Source organism: Paraburkholderia sp. RL17-381-BIF-C (assembly GCF_046026435.1).
Lineage (GTDB): Bacteria > Pseudomonadota > Gammaproteobacteria > Burkholderiales > Burkholderiaceae > Paraburkholderia.
Genome location: NZ_JARESX010000020.1, coordinates 1 through 17,584, shown reverse-complemented (window position 1 = coordinate 17,584; position 17,584 = coordinate 1). Strand labels below are relative to the sequence as shown.

Genomic DNA, 17,584 nt, shown 5'->3' with positions numbered 1-17,584 from the left:
AACATGGTTGGGCGCTTCACGCTACAGTAGCGGCTGCTGATTCAGGCCGGACCGGATGTCCGCCACCATCGCACTCACTCACTGATCGAAGCCCGCGTGAAGACCCTTCCGCTTTCCGCCGCCCGCACCTTGCATCTGGCCGCGCAAGGTTTGCTGACGCCGCCGCGCCGCAAGGCCGTCAAAGCCGACGTGCTCGACGCGATTCGCCGCATGGCGCAATTGCAGATCGACACGATCCACGTCGTCGCGCGCAGCCCTTATCTGGTGTTGTTCAGCCGGCTCGGCACCTATCCGCAGCAATGGCTCGACGAGCATCTCGCCGAAGGCAAGCTGTTCGAGTACTGGTCGCATGAAGCCTGTTTCGTGCCGACCGAAGACTACGGCCTGCTGCGCCATCGCATGCTCGATCCAAGCGGCATGGGTTGGAAATACGCGGCCGAGTGGCACAAGAAGCATCGCAAGGACATTGAGAAGCTGCTCGCCCATATTCGCGCGACCGGTCCGGTCCGCTCCGCGGATTTCGCCCGCGAGGCGGGCAAGGGCAACGGCTGGTGGGACTGGAAGCCGGAGAAACGCCATCTGGAAGTGCTGTTCGCGATCGGGCAACTGATGGTGGCCGAGCGGCGCAATTTCCATCGCGTCTACGATCTGGCCGAACGCGTGCTGCCCGACTGGGACGACGCACGCGATCTGCCGCCGGCGCACATCGTGACCGAAGAAGTGTTACGCCGCACCTGCCGTGCGCTCGGCGTGGCGCGCGCCGATTGGGTCGCCGATTACTACCGCTTGCCGCGCCGCCCCTACCGCGACGAACTGCATGCGCTCGCCGAGCAGGGCGAGCTGATTCCGGTGCGCGTGGAAGGCTGGAAGCAGGACACGTTCGTTCATCACGACTTCGCCGCGATGCTCGACGACGCCGCGAGCGGCAAGCTCGCGTCGACTGTCACCACGGTGTTGTCGCCGTTCGATCCGGTGGTGTGGGACCGCAAGCGCGCCGCTGCGCTGTTCGACTTCGACTATGCGATCGAATGCTATACGCCTGCCGCGAAGCGCAAATATGGTTACTTCGTGTTGCCGCTGCTGAGCCGCGGGCGTCTGGTCGGCCGCGTGGATGCGAAAGCGCATCGGACCCAAGGCGTGTTCGAACTGAAGTCGTTGCACATCGAACCGGGTGTGCGGCTGAGCGCCCGTCTTGCCGGCGATCTGCGCCGCGCCTTGCAACGCTGCGCGGATTGGCACGGCACGCCGCAACTGGAAATCACTGCCGCGCCGCCGGAATGGCTCGAAGCGCTAAGCGTCGACGACGCCCCGCAAGAAGAAGTCCGCTCGCGAGCCGGCGCGGTCGCCTGAATGCGAGATCAGCGCCGCGCTCAATGCAGCGCCGCCCATGCCAGCGACAAGGAAAACACGCCGAGCACGATCGAAGCGCCGCGCTGTACCTTCACCGGATTCAGCCAGGTGAGCTTGCCGCTGCCAAGCGCGGCACCGAACGCGATCCAGGCGAGCGCGATCGGCACCAACAGGCACGCGAACATCAGCATCGCAAACGCGTAGGCCGGCAGCTGCGCGAAGGCGATAGCCGGAAAGATCGTGCCGGCGAACAACAAGCCCTTAGGATTAAGCAGCGTCGCCACGAACAGCGTGCGCATGCCGTTCGCGCGCTGCGCCGAATCGGGCAACGCCACCGCCGCACGCCACATGTCGACGGCGAGGTAGGCAATGTACAAGCCAGCCGCCACGCGCAGCAGCGAGGGCAACCACGGCAGCGCATGGGCGGCCTGGGCGAGGAAATGTCCCCAGACGGAGATCGAGATGAAATAGCCGCCCAGTTCGGCTGCGATCAGCGGCAGCGAGCGCCGCACGCCCTGGCGCAAGCCGGCTGCCGCAAGCAGCGTATTGGTGGGGCCAGGCGTAATCAGCACGACGACAATGCCGACGGCCAGTAGCGCGATAGCAGACGCAGAGAGCATAAAAAAGGACGCAGTGTTGGAAACAGTGCGCCCTTTTTATCATAGACAGCCGTGCCGCCGAAATGTAGCGGCTCGATGCGGTGGGAATCGAACGGCGATTCGCCGCCGCGTTATTCCGCCGCACCGGGCAATCACTTGGAAATCACCTGACAATGGCAACGCCCGCGCCAGATCGGCCAGCATGCCGATGCGAAACGCGCCGCCAGCAGGCGGCGCGCCATTGCCTTTAGTGATCCAGCTTCGCGCGTAATTCGCGCGCGGCTTCCAGCAATCCTTCGTAACCCGAACGTGCGTGCTCCGGCAAATCGGGGTCGCCGACAAACGTACCGAGCGTTTCGATCAGGCTATACAGAATGCCCTTCGCGGCACCCGATGCAATGCTGCCCGAAGAGACCTGCTGATCCACGTGAGTGAGCGCTGCGTCGAGGTGCTCCAGGTCCGGCCGGTCGCCCGTGGGCGGTTTGGGCGTTACGTCTTGCGTCATGATGAAACTTCGCTCCTGTTAATGCATCGGTGAACAAGCCATCCTTTCACGTTGTTATATACCGATCGTGCGTTGCCGTCTATTCGTGATCAGAGCGAATGCGATCGACGTTAAGGCGTCGATCGATAAATCAGAAATTTCGCGCGGACGCTGTCGTGTTCGAGGAGGACGGCGCCCGCACAGCTTGACCTATTCGCCGATTTCACGCGTGTTGAGTCGCTGCAGCCTGCGCGGCCGCAGCGGCCGCCTCCGCCACGGCGACGGCAGGCGACACGATGGACGGCTGCCCCGTCTGCCGGCGCGAGCGGCCCGAACTGAGGTAGTCCGCAATCGAATCCTGTGTGACTTCGCCGACGTAACGGCCGTCGCCGTCCAGCACCGGCATCCATGACGAATTGAACTGGTACATCTTGGACAGCACGATGCGCAGATGCTCGTCCGCGCCGACCGTCGCCTTGAACGCGCTCAGATGGTCGCCGCACACGCCTTCGCCCGCACGCGCCGCGCGGCGCGTCACATAACCGAGCGCCTGCTGGTTTCCGTCGACGATGGTCAGATAGCGGCTGTCGTTGTCGTCCATCATCTGGAACGCACGCGAGACCGGCGTATCGGCGCGCGCGGTCTCCGGCTGGGTGGCGGCGTCGCCGGCTTTCACCAGCAAGAGGCGCTTCAACGTGCTGTCCTGACCGACGAACGCACCGACGAACTCGTCGCGTGGATGCGCGAGCAGCGTATCCGGATGGTCGTACTGCACCAGTTGGCCACGGCGGAACACGGCGACGCGGTCGCCGAGCTTGATCGCCTCGTCGATGTCGTGGCTCACCATGATCACCGTCTTGTTCAGTTGGCGCTGCATCTGGAAGAACTCGTTCTGAATCGACTCGCGATTGATCGGGTCGACTGCGCCGAACGGCTCGTCCATTAGCAGCACGGGCGGATCGGCGGCCAATGCGCGAATCACGCCGATGCGCTGCTGCTGACCACCCGACAGCTCGCGCGGATAACGCTTCAGATACTGCTTCGGATCGAGCGCCACCATCGACATCAACTCCGTGGCCCGCTCGCGGCAACGCTTCTTGTCCCAACCGAGCAAGCGCGGCACGACGGTGATGTTCTCTTCGATCGTCATGTTCGGGAACAGGCCGATCTGCTGGATCACGTAGCCGATGTGGCGGCGCAGTTCGACTTCATTCAAACCCGAAGTGTCTTCACCGTTGATCAGCACGCGCCCTGAGGTCGGCGCGATCAGACGGTTGATCATCTTCAGCGTGGTGGTCTTGCCGCAGCCCGACGGGCCGAGAAACACGCAGATTTCGCCTTCGCCCACCGTGAGGCTCACCGAGTCGACGGCCTTCACCTGCTGGCCGTCCTTTTGCGTAAACGTCTTGGTCAGTTTGTCGAGTTCGATCATGTCTTTTGTACTCCCTTCGGGGTCAGCAAGCGTTGCAGCGCCTGCAGCAGCAGGTCGGCGACGATCGCGAGCAAACTCACGAGCACGGCGCCCACCAACAGTTTCATCATGTTGCTTTGGCCAATCGCGCGGATGATCAGCGTGCCGAGACCGCCCGCGCCGATCACCGCGGCAATCGTCATCACGCCGATGTTCATCACCACCGCCGTGCGCACACCGCCGAGAATCACCGGCACGGCGAGCGGCAAATCGACGAGGCGCAGCCGCTGCCACACCGTCATGCCGATGCCGATACCCGCTTCCTTGATGCCGGCGTCGACGTTGCGTAGCGCGAGGTAGGTGTTGCGCATGATCGGCAGCAGCGAATAGAGGAACACGGCGGTAATCGCCGGCACCGCGCCGATGCCCTGGCCGAAGCGCGAGAACACGGGAATCATCAAGCCGAAGAGCGCGATGGACGGCAAGGTCAGCACCACCGTCGCAATGCTCAGCAGCGGCGCGGCGAGCCATTCGTGCCGATTGATCAGGATACCCAGGGGTACGCCGACAACAATCGCGCAACCCACCGCGATCCCCACCAGCCACACGTGTTGCGCCGTGAGTTGCAGTAATTCAGGCCAGTTGGCCGATAGATAGTCGAATACAGTCATCGTGAGGTTCTCCGCTCAGGGCAGCTTGTGCGTGCGCAGGAATTCCGCCGCGACCTCGCGCACCGGTTTGCCGTCGACGTCGACCTGCTTGTTCATCTCGAGCATGGTGTCGTTGTTCAGCGCGTCGGACAACGCGTTCAACTGCGGCGCGAGTTGCGGGTTCTGGTCGAGCGTCGCTTTGCGCACCACCGGCGTGGCGTTGTACGCGGGAAAGTAGTGGCGATCGTCTTCGAGCGGCACGATGTTGAAGCCCTTCACCCGGCCGTCCGTCGTGTAGATGAGTCCGATCGGCACCTGGTTGTTATGCAGTGCCGTGTAGACGAGGCCCGGATCCATCTGCCGCGTTTCCTCGCGGCTGAATTGCATGCCATAGGCGGCTTCGAGCGGCTTCAGCCCGTCCGGACGATTGGCGAACTCCGCGTCCATCGCGAACACGTGCTTCTTTTTCGGCTCCGCCGCCATCTTCGTGGCGAGCTGCGAAATCGTGCGGATGCCGGTTTGCTGCGCCACCTGTTGCGGCAAGCCGAGCGCGTACGTGTTGTTCAACGGCGAGCAATCGAGCCAGACGAGGCCACGTTTCGCGTCCAGCGCTTTCACGCGTTCATACATGGTCTTCGGATCGAGCTTTTCGGTGATCTTGTTGTAGACGATTGCGGCCGTGCCCGTGTATTCCCACGTGATATCGACCTGTCCGTTCTCCTGCGCGCTGCGCAACAGCGTGCTGCCGAGACCGGTGCGCGCATCGATCGTGTAGCCCTTCGCGCGCAGGTATTGCGACGTGATCTCGGTAAGAACGTATTGCTCAGTGAAGTTTTTTCCACCGAGCACGAGCGTTGCCGCGCTAGCGTGAAGGCTCGTGAAGAGCAAAGCACCGGCCGCGATCCAGCGGCCGCGTTTGAACAGATCGATCATGCCGTCACCCCGCGCCGTGCGAGCAGGTAGCGGCTGCCGGCCGAGACGATGCCGTCCAGCACCAGCGCGAGAATCGCGGTGGCCGCCGCGCCGAGCAGAAGCTGCTGCTGGTTGTTCAGGTAGATGCCCGGGAAAATCAGCGTGCCGAGACTATCCGCGCCGATCAGATAGGCGAGCGGCGCGCTGCCTACGTTGATCGCCAGCGCAGTGCGCACGCCGCCGACGATAATCGGCATCGCGTTGGGCAACTCCACGCGCAACAGCGATTGCCAGCCTGTCATGCCGAGCCCGCGCGCCGCCTCGCGCAGCGCGGGCGACACGTTCTTCATGCCTTCGTAGGCATTGCGTGTGATAGGCAGCAACGACGCGAGAAACAGCGCGACCAGCGCCGGTATATCGCCAATGCCGAAGATGCCGAGCGCGATGGCCAGCACGGCCAGCGAGGGAATCGTGTTGCCGATGTTGAAAATCTGCATGAAGCGTTCGGCGTGACGCGCGAACGACGGGCGGCTGAGCAACACACCGGCGGGGATGCCGACCAGCAGCGCAAGAACCATGGAATAGCCGACGAGCAACAGATGCCGCTTCGTGTAATAGACCAGATCAGGGGCGTACTGATGCAGCGCAGCGGGGTCGATCGCGCGACCCAGCAACGCGATGACAATACCGATGGCTACAAGACTGCCGATCAGTCTGGCAGGACGATGAATCATGAAGATGCGCCTCCTTGTTCGAGCGACGCGCGCAAACAGCCACGCCGCACAGGCGTCGTGACGACGCTGCGAATGGGAAGTTCGGGACGCGGCACATGCCGCGAGGTGAACCGAGGGGTGCCAAGGCGTTTGTGTTTGCCCGGCGCGAGGGCGGGGTGAATTCGCCTTCGGTGGCGAACCAGTCAGCAAAACTGGTGCCAGATCCATCGATGATTTGGACAGCGGCGTCGAGCCGCTTGTCCGACGGAGGTTTGGGGCCTCCTTTGAGTGCCGGTTCGCACCGGCGCTAGGGCGTTTGCAAAGTGTTGCCAGTTTGCACTCAACCCCTTCCAACTTAGCCTATTTGGCTGCTATCTCGCGATTAGGATGCAACGATTATAAGTGCGTTGGGCGGATCCGTCTACCCATGTGGTTAATGCGGAGGCGCTGGCGGCGTTCGCACGCCTCCATTTCCGGCTGTACTCGGGGTCCCGAATAAGCTCACCAATGCGCTGACCGACCGCGTCATTAGCTCCCGAAAATGCTCACCTCAAACGCCGGGTGCGCAGACGACCGTTGGGAATTTCACCTTTGAGCGAACGGATCAATGCGACGCCCGCCCCCTGCCAGGATGCCCGTCAGGAGGTTCGCACCCGTCGCACGAAGATGCGCCGCGTAAGGTCGAATGCCACCAGATTGCCGGCGACCACCAGCAACAGGCCGACCACGGCTAGCGCCGACCACTGATAACCTTCGAATACCGTCGATACCGCCAGCGCCACGATCGGGAACAACACCGTGCAGTAAGCCGCACGCTCGGGTCCAATGCGCCCGACCAGCATCAGGTAAGCCGTAAAGCCGATCACCGAGCCAAAAATGGCGAGATAGGCGAGCGCGCCGAGGTAACGCGCGGACGGTTCGACCGCGAACGAGAAACCTGCCAATACGCTTCCCACCGTCAAGACGCTGGCGCCGATCATCATCGCCCAGCTATTGGTGGCGAAGGGGTGCAAGCCCATCGATTGCATGCGGCTCGACAGCAGGTTGCCGGCCGAAAAGCACAGCGTGCCGAGAAACGCGATTCCCAGACCGAACCATGCCGCGTGATCACCGAGGTGTCCGGTCATCTGCTGCACGAACAGACACACGATGCCAACGAGCCCGAGCAACGCCCCGGCAATTGCAGTGGGTTGCAAAGGCCGGCCCATGAACAGCCGACCGTTGATCGAATTCAGCAGCGGCGCGGTGGAAAACACCACCGCCACGAGGCCGCTCGGCACGACCTGTTCGGCGTAGTAAAAGCACAGAAAGTTAAGGCAGAAGAGCGCCAACCCTTGCGCGACCAGAAATCGCCACGCGGCGCGCGGCGGCCAGATCGGCCGGCGCATGATACGCAGCAAAGCGAACAGCACCAGTGCGGCGATCCAGAAACGCCAGGCAATCGACACCGGCGGCGGTACGGCCCCCAGTTGCCATTTGATTGCGATCCACGTGGTGCCCCAGATCAGAACGGTGGCGACATACAGCGACAGATTCATGGCCAAGCCTGCAACAGCGAATACGGGAACTCACTATGCCGCAGCCCCGTCGGTTGCACTTGTCCAAAATTGCGCATTTTCCGGCAGCGGCAAGCCGCCTCGCGCGGGTCGCCGTATACTGACGCTCATTCAGTCAAGACAAGTTTCCGCCCGTTTCGTGAACGCCAGACCGCCCGCCACCGCGACCCACTCCGCCGAAACGCCGTTTGGCCTTCAGTCGGTGTGTCACACGCTGAGCAGCGCCAACGCCAATCTGGACCGTTTCGCGTGGCTCGGCGACCGGCTGGCCATCGCCGTCTGGACGCGCGACACGGAAGAAGCCGAAACCATCTACGAACGCCCCGGCCATCACACGCTGTCGTGCTACCTGGATGGCGGTTATCGCACCGAGCGCCAGAAAATGCCCGGGCATTACGGCGCGCCGTCGCGACTCTGCGCACTGCCCGGTGACCACGAGTCACGCTGGTGGGTACGTGGCCACATGCATTTCATGCATCTGTACTTCCTGCCGGAGCATTTCACCCAGCGCGCCGTTCAGGAGCTCGATCGCGAGCCGCGCGAACTGACCCTCGCCGACCGCACGTATTTCGAAGACGCGCGCATCGCCAGTCTGTGTCAATCGCTGGCGAATGAGGACTGGCAAGATCCTGACGGCTTGCTGCGCACCAATGAGACCGCCCATCAGGTGCTCAGTCTGCTGTTGCGCGCCCAAGGCGTGCGCCGCACGGATGCGTCGCTCAAAGGCGGGCTGTCGGTTGCGACTCGCCGGCGGCTGCGCGACTATATTGAAAGCCATCTGGCGCAGACGCTCACGCTCGGCGAGCTTGCCGGCGTCGCGGCGTTGTCGGAATTTCATCTTGCGCGCATGTTCCGCACTTCGTTCGGACTGCCACCCGCCGCGTGGATCGCGCAGCAGCGGCTCGAACGCGCGCGTACTTTATTACGGACTACGACGCTGCCGCTCGCGCAGGTCGCCGAACAATGCGGCTATGCGAATGCCAGCCATTTCAGCCACCGGTTCCGCGAGAGTGTAGGCGTGGCGCCGACCGCGTATCGGCAGGCGGTTGCCGGCTGAATGCGGAAAGACGGCATGTCCCGCGCTACGCGCCGTTATTGCAACGCCATTGCCAGCAAGCGTGCCACGTGGATCGCCTCGACGCCCGCACCGTCGTGAATCTGATGCCGGCAACTCGTGCCGTCCGCGACCATGAGCGTGTTGTCGTCCATCTTGCGCACCGCCGGCAGCAGCGATAGCTCCGCCATCGCCTGAGACGTCGTGTAGTGCTCGGCTTCATAGCCGAAACTGCCCGCCATGCCGCAGCACGACGATTCCACCGTCGACACCTTCAACTCAGGAATCCATTTCAATACCGTCTGCACGGGCGTAAAGGCGTCGAAGGCCTTTTGATGGCAGTGGCCATGCACCAGCGCCTGCTGTTTGGCCAACGGCTTCAGCGCAAGCTGCAAACGTCCGGCTTCGTTCTCGCGCACCAGAAACTCTTCGAACAGAAACGCCTGTTGCGAGAGCCGCAGCGCTTCGTCGCCGAAACCGTAGTGCAGAAACTCGTCGCGCAACGACAGCAAGCATGACGGCTCCAGTCCGACGATCGGCACACCGCGCTCCACGAACGGCTTGAACAGATCGAGCATGCGCCGCGCTTCCTGCCTCGCTTCATCGACGAGACCCGCCGCGAGGAACGTGCGGCCGCAACATACGGGCCGCTCGCCATGGCGCTGATTGAAGTGCACCGTGTAGCCGGCGGCTTCCAGCACTTGCTGCGCAGCGCGCGCGTTGTCCGGCTCCATGTTGTTGTTGAACGTATCGACAAAGAGCAGCACCTCTTTCAGCGCGGCGCCGCGAGTCGCCTTGGCCGGCACCGCACTAGCCAGAAACGACTTCTGAAAGCGCGGCAAGCTCCGCTCGGGCGCGAAACCCACGGACCGCTTGAACCACGCCGACAGCACCGGCACGTTGTCGGCCAGCGCCATCAAACCCGGAAAGCGGCTCGCCGTCGACGCGTAACGCGGCATGAAAGCCACCAGCCTGTCACGCAAACGCAGTCCGTGATGCTTGACGCGCGCGGCCCGCGCCTCGATCTTGAACTTCGCCATATCGACGCCCGTCGGACAATCGCGCTTGCAGCCCTTGCAGGACACGCACAGATCGAGCGTGTCCTTGACGTCGTCGCTGGCGAGGCCCGCTTCGCCGAGTTGACCGGAAATCGCGAGACGCAAGGTATTCGCACGGCCGCGTGTGAGGTGCTGTTCGTCTTTCGTCACGCGATAGCTCGGGCACATGGTGCCCGCGTCGAACTTGCGGCAGTGGCCGTTGTTGTTGCACATCTCCACGGCCTTCGCGAGCCCGCCGGACAGATCGTTACCGGTGCCGGGCAGCGTCTCCCGTCCGGTCAGCGGGTCGCGTTCGACATTCCATGCCGACCAGTCGAGCGCCGTGTCGATGCGCTGCTCCTTGTAGCCTGGCGCGAAGCGGAAATTGCCAGCGTCGTCCATTTTCGGCGGACGCACGATCTTGTCGGGATTGAAGCGGTTATCCGGATCGAACAGCATCTTGATTTCGGTGAACGCCTGATTCAGGCGCGGCCCGTATTGCCATGCGACCCATTCGCCGCGGCACAATCCGTCGCCATGTTCGCCGGAATACGCGCCCTTGTACTCGCGCACGAGCGCCGCCGCTTCGTCGGCGATGGCGCGCATTTTCTGCGCGCCGTCGCGCCGCATGTCGAGAATCGGCCGCACGTGCAGCGTGCCGACGCTCGCATGCGCGTACCAGGTGCCCTCCGTGCCGTGCCGATGGAACACCTCGGTCAAACGGCTCGTGTATTCGGCCAGATGTTCGAGCGGCACCGCGCAATCTTCAATGAAAGACACCGGCTTGCCGTCGCCCTTCATGCTCATCATGATATTGAGCCCGGCCTTGCGGACTTCCCACAACGCTTTCTGTTCGTTCGCGTCCGGCATCTCGACGACCGAATCGGGCAAGCCGAGGTCGGCCATCAGTTCCGTGAGTTGTTTGAGCGACGCGAGTTGCGCTTCGCGGTCCTCGCCCGCGAACTCGACCAGTAGAATGGCCTGCGGCTCGCCGACCAGCGCCTTGCCGATCACCGGACGAAACGCCGGATTGCTCATCGCCAGATCGATCATCGTGCGATCGACCAGTTCCACCGCCACCGGCTTCAGCTTGACGATGTGCTGCGTCAGATCCATCGACTGCCAGAAGGTCGGGAAGTTGACCACGCCGAGTGTTTTATGCACTGGCAGCGGCGCAAGCCTGAGCGTGAGTTGCCGGCTGAACGCGAGCGTACCCTCCGAGCCGACCAGCAGATGCGCGAGATTCGCGATGCCGTCGTCGGTATAAGCGCGTGGGTTCTGGCAATCGAACACGTCGATGTTGTAGCCCGCCACGCGTCGCAAGACCTTCGGCACGCGCGCCACGATTTCGTCGTGCTCGCGCTCGGCGATCTGCTTCACGCCCGCGAGTATCTGCTGCAAGCGCGCAGCTTGCGGCGCGTCGCGCAACGAGCCGAAATGGGCTTCGCTGCCGTCCGCGAGAATCGCGTCGATCGCGTCGACGTTGTGCACCATGTTGCCGTATTCGATCGAGCGCGAGCCACACGAGTTGTTGCCGGCCATGCCGCCGATCGTGCATTGCGCGGCCGTCGACACATCCACCGGGAACCATAGACCGTGCGGCTTGAGCCAGGCGTTCAGGTGGTCCAGCACGACGCCCGGTTCGACCGTCACCGTGCGCGCTTCGGCGTCGAACGCGACGATATTGTTCAACCACTTGCTCGTATCGATCACCAGCGCTTCGCCGACCGTCTGGCCGCATTGGCTCGTGCCCGCGCCGCGCGCGAGGAGCGGCACCTTCTCGCTGCGCGCGATTTCCAGCGCGATGCGCAAATCGTCCTGGTCGCGCGGCACCACCACGCCGATCGGCGTGATCTGGTAGATCGACGCGTCGGTCGCGTAACGGCCGCGGCTCGCCGCATCGAACAACACGTCGCCGCGCAGCGATTTACGCAGATGCTGCGCGAGCGGACTCGTCAGACGCGCGGCGGAAGGGACCAGATGGATCGGCTTGACGAGTAGAGCGGAAGTGGGATTCGGCATTTCGTCGCCTATGGCTATAACAGAGGAAACGGCTAGTAGAGCGTGAGGCTGACCGGCGCGAGACCTTCAATGCGCCCGCTTGCCGTGCCCGCGTTCTTCGGGAAGAACATGCCGGTATACGAACCGGTCGTGACGACCATGGCCGGCGTCACGACAATGCCGCGCGACGTGGCGTGATTGACGAGCCACGTCAACAGACGCCGCGGATCGCCGGCCGGGTTGGCAGGCGTGCTTTGCACCACATCGTGCCCGTCGAAACTGAAACGCAGCGACGGCGCCACGAACGGAAAGTCCTCGCGATACGGTGTGAATTCGCCCACGATCAACGCGCCATGGTTCTGCAGATCCGCGAGTTGTGCGAGCTTGTCGACCGAGGGCCACGCCGCGTAGCGGCTCGATACGATTTCAATGGTCGCGCCGATCGAACCGATGCCCGCCCGCACCTCGTCCTCGCTATACGGCGTGGTGGACGGTTCGAAGCTGCGTCCGAAGCGAAACGCGATTTCCAGTTCGAGCCCCAGCGGCGCGAAAACTTCACGGGGCAGACGCGCACCGTCGGCAAGCAAGTCGAGGTCGGGCAACGGCGCCCCCTGGATCGGACCGCTGTCGGACTTCGCGCCGATCTTCCAGCCGGCGATCCGCGCGCCGCATGCGTCCAGGATTTCGTGCTGAATTGCGTAGGCTGCCGCGGCATCGGCGGGCGTGTGCTCCGGCGACAACGTGTCGAGCGTGGCGTGATTGCGGCGTGCGTCGGCAAGAAACCGGCTGAGTGCTGTCGTCATGTCGTCAAAGGCAAAGAGAGAGGGAACGGTGCGGTGTGCTCAAACGCCCATGCTGGTGGGAACGTGCGCCTTGTCGCCTGCGTTGAGCGCGAACTTGCTTTCCGGCTGCATGCGGAATGCGAGCACCACGCCGATCGCCATCAACAGCATGCTGCCGACGAACGGCAATTCCCAACTGCCGAAGTAGTCGATCAGAAAGCCGCCGACCACTGGCGAGATAATCGCGGCCAATGCCGAGCCGGTATTCATCATGCCGCTCGCCGTGCCCGAGAATTCCGGCGCGATGTCCATCGGAATCGCCCACATCGGACCGATTGTCATCTCCGCGAAGAAGAAGCCGGACGCGAGACACGCCATCGACAGATACAGGCTGTGCGTGAACATCAGCGGAATCAGCGAGAGCAGGCAGAAGAACATGCAGACCGACACCATCCAGCTGCGTGCGCGTTTCAGGCTGCCGGTGCGCGTGAAGATCCAGTCGGTCACGATGCCGCCGAGCGTGTCGCCGATCACGCCGGCGAAGAACACCACCGAAGCGAAGATGGCCGACTTCTGCAATTGCAGGTGATAGCTGTGCAGAAAGTATTGGGGAATCCAGCTCAGGAACAGCCACAGCGTCCAGCCATAGCAGAAGTACACGATCGTGACCGGCCACATGCGGCGAAACAGTTTGCCCCACGGCACACCAGCGGCTTTCGGCTTTGGCGCGGGCAGCACGGCGAGTTCGTCGGTCGTGATACGCGGGTGGTCTTTCGGATGCTCGGTAAAGGTAATGGCCCACACGGCGACCCACAACAGGCTGAACACGCCGCAGATATAAAATGATTCACGCCAGCCCCAGGTCGCCATCACGAGCACGATCAGGCCAGGCGCTACCGCATTGCCGATTCGCGACGCCGCATGCGTGATGCCCTGCGCGAAGCCGCGTTTTTCCTTGGCAACCCAGCGGGCCATCGCGGAGGTGGCGGCCGGAAACGTCGCGCCTTCGCCGAAGCCGAGCAGCACGCGCGCGGCCAGCAGCGAAACCAGACCGCCGGCAAAGCCGGTCAGCAAGGTCGCGACGCCCCAGATGGCCCCGCAAAAAATCAGCGTGCGTTTCGCGCCGAAACGATCGCTGACCCATCCGCCGATGATCTGAAAGATCAGATACGGATACGCGAAGGCCGAGAACACCAAGCCGACTTCCGTATGCGAGAGATGGAATTCCTTGCCGAAGCCCGCCGCCGCGGTGCTGACGTTGACGCGGTCGAGGTAGGTGATGAAGTACATGATGCATAGCATCACTAGAACGATACTGGTCGCACTGGTCACACGAAACCGCTTCATCGTCTCTCTCCATTGCATGTGTTGACGGCGGGCCTGATATGGCGCGCTGCGTCTCGGCCCGTCGGCGTTTTGCTCCGCGAGCCCATCGCATGTTGTTCGGACCGCTTTCTATGCGCGGCTCCTTGAGGGAAGCGCAGCATGCCTTCCCTATCTCTGCGAGTCGCTGGTCGCGCGCGATACTCAGGCCGCGGCTTTCAGGCCTTGCGTCTTGATCGGCTGGCTCAACCACTCCATAGCGGCAGGCAAGCCACTTTCCTTGAGGGGCACGCCCGCGAGCCGCAGTCCCATCTCGCAACCGGCAAGCGTGGCCAGCAGCATCAGGTCATTGCAGTCGCCGAGATGGCCGATGCGGAACATGCGTCCTTTCATCTTGCCGAGACCGGTGCCGAGCGACATGTCGAAGCGTTCATAGATGAGCTTGCGCACCGCATCGGCGTCGATACCGTCGGGCATCATCACGCCCGTGAGCACTGGGCTATACACCGACGGATCGGCGCACTGAATCTCCAGGCCCCATGCGCGCACCGCGCGACGCGTCGCTTCGGCGAGACGTTCGTGACGGGCGAACACGTTGTCGAGCCCTTCGCCGAGAATCATTTCGAGCGCTTCGTTAAGGCCGTAAAGCAGGTTCGTGTTCGGTGTGTACGGCCAGTAGCCCGTCTTGTTCATCTCGACGATGTCGCTCCAGTCCCAGAAGCTGCGCGGCAGTTTTGCCTGCTTGCTGGCGGCCATGGCCTTCGGCGAGATCGCGTTGAAGCTGATGCCCGGCGGCAGCATCAAACCCTTTTGCGAGCCCGAGACGGTAACGTCGACGCCCCATTCGTCATGACGGTAGTCGGCGCAGGCGAGGCCCGAGATCGTGTCGACCAGCAGCAAGGCCGGGTGACCCGCAGCGTCGATTGCGCGACGCACGGCGGCGATGTCGGAGGTCACGCCGGTCGACGTTTCGTTGTGCACCACGCACACCGCTTTGATGGTGTGTTGTGTGTCGGCGCGCAGGCGCTCCTCGATCATTTGCGGCTGTACGCCGCGACGCCAACCTTCAATGCCCGGCAGGCCGAGAAACTCCGGCTTCAGCCCAAGGCTTTCCGCCATCTTTTTCCACAGCGTGGCGAAGTGGCCGGTTTCGAACATCAATACGTGATCACCGGGGCTCAACGTGTTCGACAGCGCCGCTTCCCAGGCGCCCGTGCCCGAGGCCGGGTAAATCACCACGGGCTGCTGCGTCTTGAAGATTTTCTTGATGCCGTCGAGTACCGCGAGACCCAACTCGCCGAACTCCGGGCCGCGATGGTCGATGGTCGGATAGCTCATCGCCCGGAGGATACGGTCGGGCACCGGGCTCGGACCCGGGATCTGCAAAAAGTGACGGCCAGCGGGGTGAAAGTCTAATTTGAGCATTGGGCTCCTCCGATTGAATTTTGCATTCAAAAAACTATATCAGACGATCTTCAGCGACCCAAGGTGAAAGTTGGCCGTCGACACCGGTGTTTACCCGCGCCGTTAACTAATCTTTCAGCTTCCTATAAAATCCCGCCTAATGAGATGTGGAGGGCTTTTGTATGCAAAATTCGGATTTCGAGGCGGGCATCTCCCCGTCGCCGCTCATGCCGAAGGTCGAGCGGCAGCGCTTGCACGATACGGTGGTGGAGCACATTCGCGGCTTTATCGTCGAAGGCGTGCTGGAGCCGGGCAAGAAACTGAACGAGCGCGAGCTGTGCGAAACGCTCGGCATTTCGCGCACGCCGTTGCGCGAGGCGCTGAAGGTGTTGGCCGCCGAAGGGCTGATCGAGATTTCGCCGAATCGCGGCGCGTCCGTCTCGAAGATGTCGGAGGCCGAGTTGCGCGAGACCTTCGAGTTGATGAGTGGTCTCGAGGCTTTTTCGGGCGAGTTGGCGGCTGAGCGGATGACGGCGGCCGAACTCGCCGAGATCAAGGCGCTGCATTACGCCATGCTCGCGTGCCGAACGCAAAATGATCTGGCGGGGTACTACAGCAGAAATCAGGCGATTCACGACAAGATTAACGAGGCGGCCAGGAATTCAGCACTGCGGCAGACTTATGTCTCGGTGAATCGACGCTTGCAGGCGCTCAGGTTCAGGTCGAACTTCCAGGTTCCGAAATGGGATAGGGCGATTCACGACCACGACGAAATGCTCAAGGCGCTCGAGGCGCGTGACGGGAAGAAGCTGAGCGCGATTCTCCGGCAGCATCTGCTTGATAAGCGCGATGCGGTTTTGCAGGTGCAATCGCAGGAGGCGGCGGCGGGGGGTTGAAGGTTTGAGGCGGGGCGGGTTGAGCTAAGGCACCTAAGCGGTGTTTGGCCGATGCGATGTTCCCGGTCAGGTGGCCGATCAGCGACGAGCCCGTCGCACCTGCAACGGCGTCGCTAAGTTCTTTGTCTGCGGCGCAAGGAGCGAAGACATACCCGCACCGGCAGCGCCGCCAATCGTGCTGAACGCACTGCGGCTGCCAAGGCAACCAATTCACCACACCGCCAGTCGCGTGCAGTTCGGCACGCGAATCACCTCCTTCGCGCCAATTGTTGTAGTCAACCAGCGCGGCGACCATGCCTTCTGTATCGCCCCTATCCTTGGCAGCCTGCAGCGCAGTAACCGCGTCCCCGCTCTTTTCAGGTGCAGAGCCGAGCCTATTTCTCTAAGGCTCGGTTCTCATTGTCTCCATCAAGTTAGTCGATCGGATCCTCCGTAAGACTCATGTATTGGTTAAGCTCAGGCTGCCCCAATGCAATCAGCGTAAGCATCGCTGCCCCAAGCCTTCGCGCGAACGCGTCGTCAAGCTTGAACCTATGCTCGTCCAGCAGAATCGGCACCTCGAACGTCCCGGCCACGACCGGTGCCAATCTGCTTCGCTCAACCGCTTGCACTGCAAACTCTTGACGATCTTCGATGTAGGTCAGGACTATGGAAAACGGTCTATTTTTTTCCATTAATATCCTCTGCATTTTTGATAGATTTGAAATGCCTTCTCTTTACACAGCGCGATTGCCCGGGCGCCGCCCATATGACGAGCAACCGAATTGCACATAGTCATCTGAGCATCATACTGTGCGAAGCATGCTGTTTCGTGATCTTCCCGGCCACCGCACTTCACTAATCCGCCGTCGCCGGTTCCAGATTTGAAAAGAGCGCTGTAAAGCGTTGACCGCTTCGCAGAACTCGTCAAATCCGGCACGAGCGAAGGATAGGGAACCTGCGCCTGATCGCTCAGCATCAACTCGGTGGTTTCGCGCCATGCCGGCAGTGTTTCGCCCAGTTCCTGGCCGAATAGCTTACCTGTCGGCAACGCCTTCCAGGCCATGTAGCATTCGACGCACATATCAGGCACAAATGCTGGAGCATCCGACTGGAGTCCTGTCAGGTTCGCAGGTGGCGCAACCGGGTCGTTCCCGAGTTCCCAGTTTGTCAGCCAGACACCCAGTTCGGCATCACTGCCAACGCAAGCTGTAGAAACCTTTAACAAAAATCGTCAGATAGGGTTGAGCCAAGGCTCAAGAACTGGCGTACCGCCTTCACTTCAGAAAATAAGCTCCGCATTCTCGCCGTGGAGATCAAGCGCAGATATCAGACTCTTTGGTGAACGATATTCCCCACAAAAGACCGGCCGTGTGCCGATGACACGGACAACCGGAGGTCGTGTGCCAACTACCAGGTTGTCGATTCAAGTG

General features: G+C 62.3%; 16 protein-coding genes. 3 read left to right on the top strand and 13 right to left on the bottom strand.

Translation table 11 applies throughout. The annotated features are described in order from the left end of the window. Positions 1-96 precede the first annotated feature (96 nt). Positions 97-1,350: a winged helix-turn-helix domain-containing protein gene (locus tag P0D70_RS14740; protein WP_408185041.1), complete on the top strand. Its 1,254-nt coding sequence runs from the start codon at positions 97-99 to the stop codon at positions 1,348-1,350. A 20-nt stretch (positions 1,351-1,370) separates the two neighbouring features. Here the strand turns inward: P0D70_RS14740 and P0D70_RS14735 are convergent, their stop codons facing one another. The 7 genes from P0D70_RS14735 to P0D70_RS14705 form a co-directional block, all read right to left on the bottom strand. Beyond that, positions 1,371-1,970, bottom strand: a complete 600-nt coding sequence (locus tag P0D70_RS14735; RefSeq protein WP_408185040.1) for a LysE family translocator — start codon at positions 1,968-1,970, stop codon at positions 1,371-1,373. A 226-nt stretch (positions 1,971-2,196) separates the two neighbouring features. After that, complete coding sequence (locus P0D70_RS14730; protein WP_091809029.1) at positions 2,197-2,454, bottom strand: hypothetical protein; 258 nt, start codon at positions 2,452-2,454, stop codon at positions 2,197-2,199. Between the two features lie 202 nt (positions 2,455-2,656). Continuing rightward, positions 2,657-3,865 (bottom strand): osmoprotectant ABC transporter ATP-binding protein OsmV, encoded by a 1,209-nt coding sequence (locus tag P0D70_RS14725; RefSeq protein ID WP_091805223.1) that lies wholly within the window; start codon positions 3,863-3,865, stop codon positions 2,657-2,659. After that, positions 3,862-4,515, bottom strand: coding sequence for an ABC transporter permease (locus tag P0D70_RS14720; protein ID WP_121320045.1), 654 nt, complete (start codon positions 4,513-4,515; stop codon positions 3,862-3,864). Before P0D70_RS14720 ends, P0D70_RS14725 begins: the two co-directional genes overlap by 4 nt. A 15-nt stretch (positions 4,516-4,530) precedes the next feature. Beyond that, positions 4,531-5,427, bottom strand: a complete 897-nt coding sequence (locus P0D70_RS14715; RefSeq protein WP_408185039.1) for a glycine betaine ABC transporter substrate-binding protein — start codon at positions 5,425-5,427, stop codon at positions 4,531-4,533. Continuing rightward, complete coding sequence (locus P0D70_RS14710) at positions 5,424-6,140, bottom strand: ABC transporter permease (RefSeq protein ID WP_091805232.1); 717 nt, start codon at positions 6,138-6,140, stop codon at positions 5,424-5,426. Before P0D70_RS14710 ends, P0D70_RS14715 begins: the two co-directional genes overlap by 4 nt. 617 nt (positions 6,141-6,757) lie before the next feature. After that, complete coding sequence (locus tag P0D70_RS14705) at positions 6,758-7,657, bottom strand: DMT family transporter (RefSeq protein ID WP_408185038.1); 900 nt, start codon at positions 7,655-7,657, stop codon at positions 6,758-6,760. A gap of 157 nt (positions 7,658-7,814) precedes the next feature. Here P0D70_RS14705 and P0D70_RS14700 point away from each other — a divergent pair, with 157 nt between their 5' ends. Beyond that, a complete protein-coding gene (locus P0D70_RS14700; protein WP_408185091.1) occupies positions 7,815-8,732 on the top strand; it encodes a helix-turn-helix domain-containing protein in 918 nt (305 codons plus the stop codon). 35 nt (positions 8,733-8,767) lie between these two features. Here P0D70_RS14700 and P0D70_RS14695 read toward each other — a convergent pair whose 3' ends face one another. The 4 genes from P0D70_RS14695 to P0D70_RS14680 form a co-directional block, all read right to left on the bottom strand. Beyond that, positions 8,768-11,788: an FAD-binding and (Fe-S)-binding domain-containing protein gene (locus P0D70_RS14695; RefSeq protein ID WP_408185037.1), complete on the bottom strand. Its 3,021-nt coding sequence runs from the start codon at positions 11,786-11,788 to the stop codon at positions 8,768-8,770. Between the two features lie 32 nt (positions 11,789-11,820). Further along, positions 11,821-12,570, bottom strand: coding sequence for a 2-keto-4-pentenoate hydratase (locus tag P0D70_RS14690; protein ID WP_408185036.1), 750 nt, complete (start codon positions 12,568-12,570; stop codon positions 11,821-11,823). A gap of 39 nt (positions 12,571-12,609) precedes the next feature. Continuing rightward, positions 12,610-13,896 (bottom strand): MFS transporter, encoded by a 1,287-nt coding sequence (locus P0D70_RS14685; RefSeq protein WP_408185035.1) that lies wholly within the window; start codon positions 13,894-13,896, stop codon positions 12,610-12,612. A 180-nt stretch (positions 13,897-14,076) separates the two neighbouring features. Then, a complete protein-coding gene (locus P0D70_RS14680; RefSeq protein ID WP_408185034.1) occupies positions 14,077-15,297 on the bottom strand; it encodes a pyridoxal-phosphate-dependent aminotransferase family protein in 1,221 nt (406 codons plus the stop codon). A gap of 161 nt (positions 15,298-15,458) precedes the next feature. Here P0D70_RS14680 and P0D70_RS14675 point away from each other — a divergent pair, with 161 nt between their 5' ends. Further along, entirely contained in the window at positions 15,459-16,172 is a 714-nt protein-coding gene (locus P0D70_RS14675) for a GntR family transcriptional regulator (protein WP_408185033.1), read from the top strand. Positions 16,173-16,585: 413 nt separating this feature from the next. Here the strand turns inward: P0D70_RS14675 and P0D70_RS14670 are convergent, their stop codons facing one another. Then, positions 16,586-16,846 carry a hypothetical protein gene (locus P0D70_RS14670; RefSeq protein WP_408185032.1) on the bottom strand — a complete coding sequence of 87 codons (261 nt, stop codon included), beginning with the start codon at positions 16,844-16,846 and terminating at the stop codon, positions 16,586-16,588. Beyond that, positions 16,846-17,217 carry a hypothetical protein gene (locus tag P0D70_RS14665; RefSeq protein WP_408185031.1) on the bottom strand — a complete coding sequence of 124 codons (372 nt, stop codon included), beginning with the start codon at positions 17,215-17,217 and terminating at the stop codon, positions 16,846-16,848. The genes P0D70_RS14670 and P0D70_RS14665 overlap by 1 nt, the downstream gene beginning before the upstream one ends. Positions 17,218-17,584: the final 367 nt, after the last annotated feature.

Bases quoted from the DNA above. Each gene is read 5' to 3' on its own strand.
- P0D70_RS14735 (WP_408185040.1), bottom strand. From the start codon at position 1,970: ATGCTCTCTGCGTCTGCTATCGCGCTACTGGCCGTCGGCATTGTCGTC.
- P0D70_RS14730 (WP_091809029.1), bottom strand. From the start codon at position 2,454: ATGACGCAAGACGTAACGCCCAAACCGCCCACGGGCGACCGGCCGGAC.
- P0D70_RS14725 (WP_091805223.1), bottom strand. From the start codon at position 3,865: ATGATCGAACTCGACAAACTGACCAAGACGTTTACGCAAAAGGACGGC.
- P0D70_RS14720 (WP_121320045.1), bottom strand. From the start codon at position 4,515: ATGACTGTATTCGACTATCTATCGGCCAACTGGCCTGAATTACTGCAA.
- P0D70_RS14715 (WP_408185039.1), bottom strand. From the start codon at position 5,427: ATGATCGATCTGTTCAAACGCGGCCGCTGGATCGCGGCCGGTGCTTTG.
- P0D70_RS14710 (WP_091805232.1), bottom strand. From the start codon at position 6,140: ATGATTCATCGTCCTGCCAGACTGATCGGCAGTCTTGTAGCCATCGGT.
- P0D70_RS14705 (WP_408185038.1), bottom strand. From the start codon at position 7,657: ATGAATCTGTCGCTGTATGTCGCCACCGTTCTGATCTGGGGCACCACG.
- P0D70_RS14695 (WP_408185037.1), bottom strand. From the start codon at position 11,788: ATGCCGAATCCCACTTCCGCTCTACTCGTCAAGCCGATCCATCTGGTC.
- P0D70_RS14690 (WP_408185036.1), bottom strand. From the start codon at position 12,570: ATGACGACAGCACTCAGCCGGTTTCTTGCCGACGCACGCCGCAATCAC.
- P0D70_RS14685 (WP_408185035.1), bottom strand. From the start codon at position 13,896: ATGAAGCGGTTTCGTGTGACCAGTGCGACCAGTATCGTTCTAGTGATG.
- P0D70_RS14680 (WP_408185034.1), bottom strand. From the start codon at position 15,297: ATGCTCAAATTAGACTTTCACCCCGCTGGCCGTCACTTTTTGCAGATC.
- P0D70_RS14675 (WP_408185033.1), top strand. From the start codon at position 15,459: ATGCAAAATTCGGATTTCGAGGCGGGCATCTCCCCGTCGCCGCTCATG.
- P0D70_RS14670 (WP_408185032.1), bottom strand. From the start codon at position 16,846: ATGGAAAAAAATAGACCGTTTTCCATAGTCCTGACCTACATCGAAGAT.
- P0D70_RS14665 (WP_408185031.1), bottom strand. From the start codon at position 17,217: ATGGCCTGGAAGGCGTTGCCGACAGGTAAGCTATTCGGCCAGGAACTG.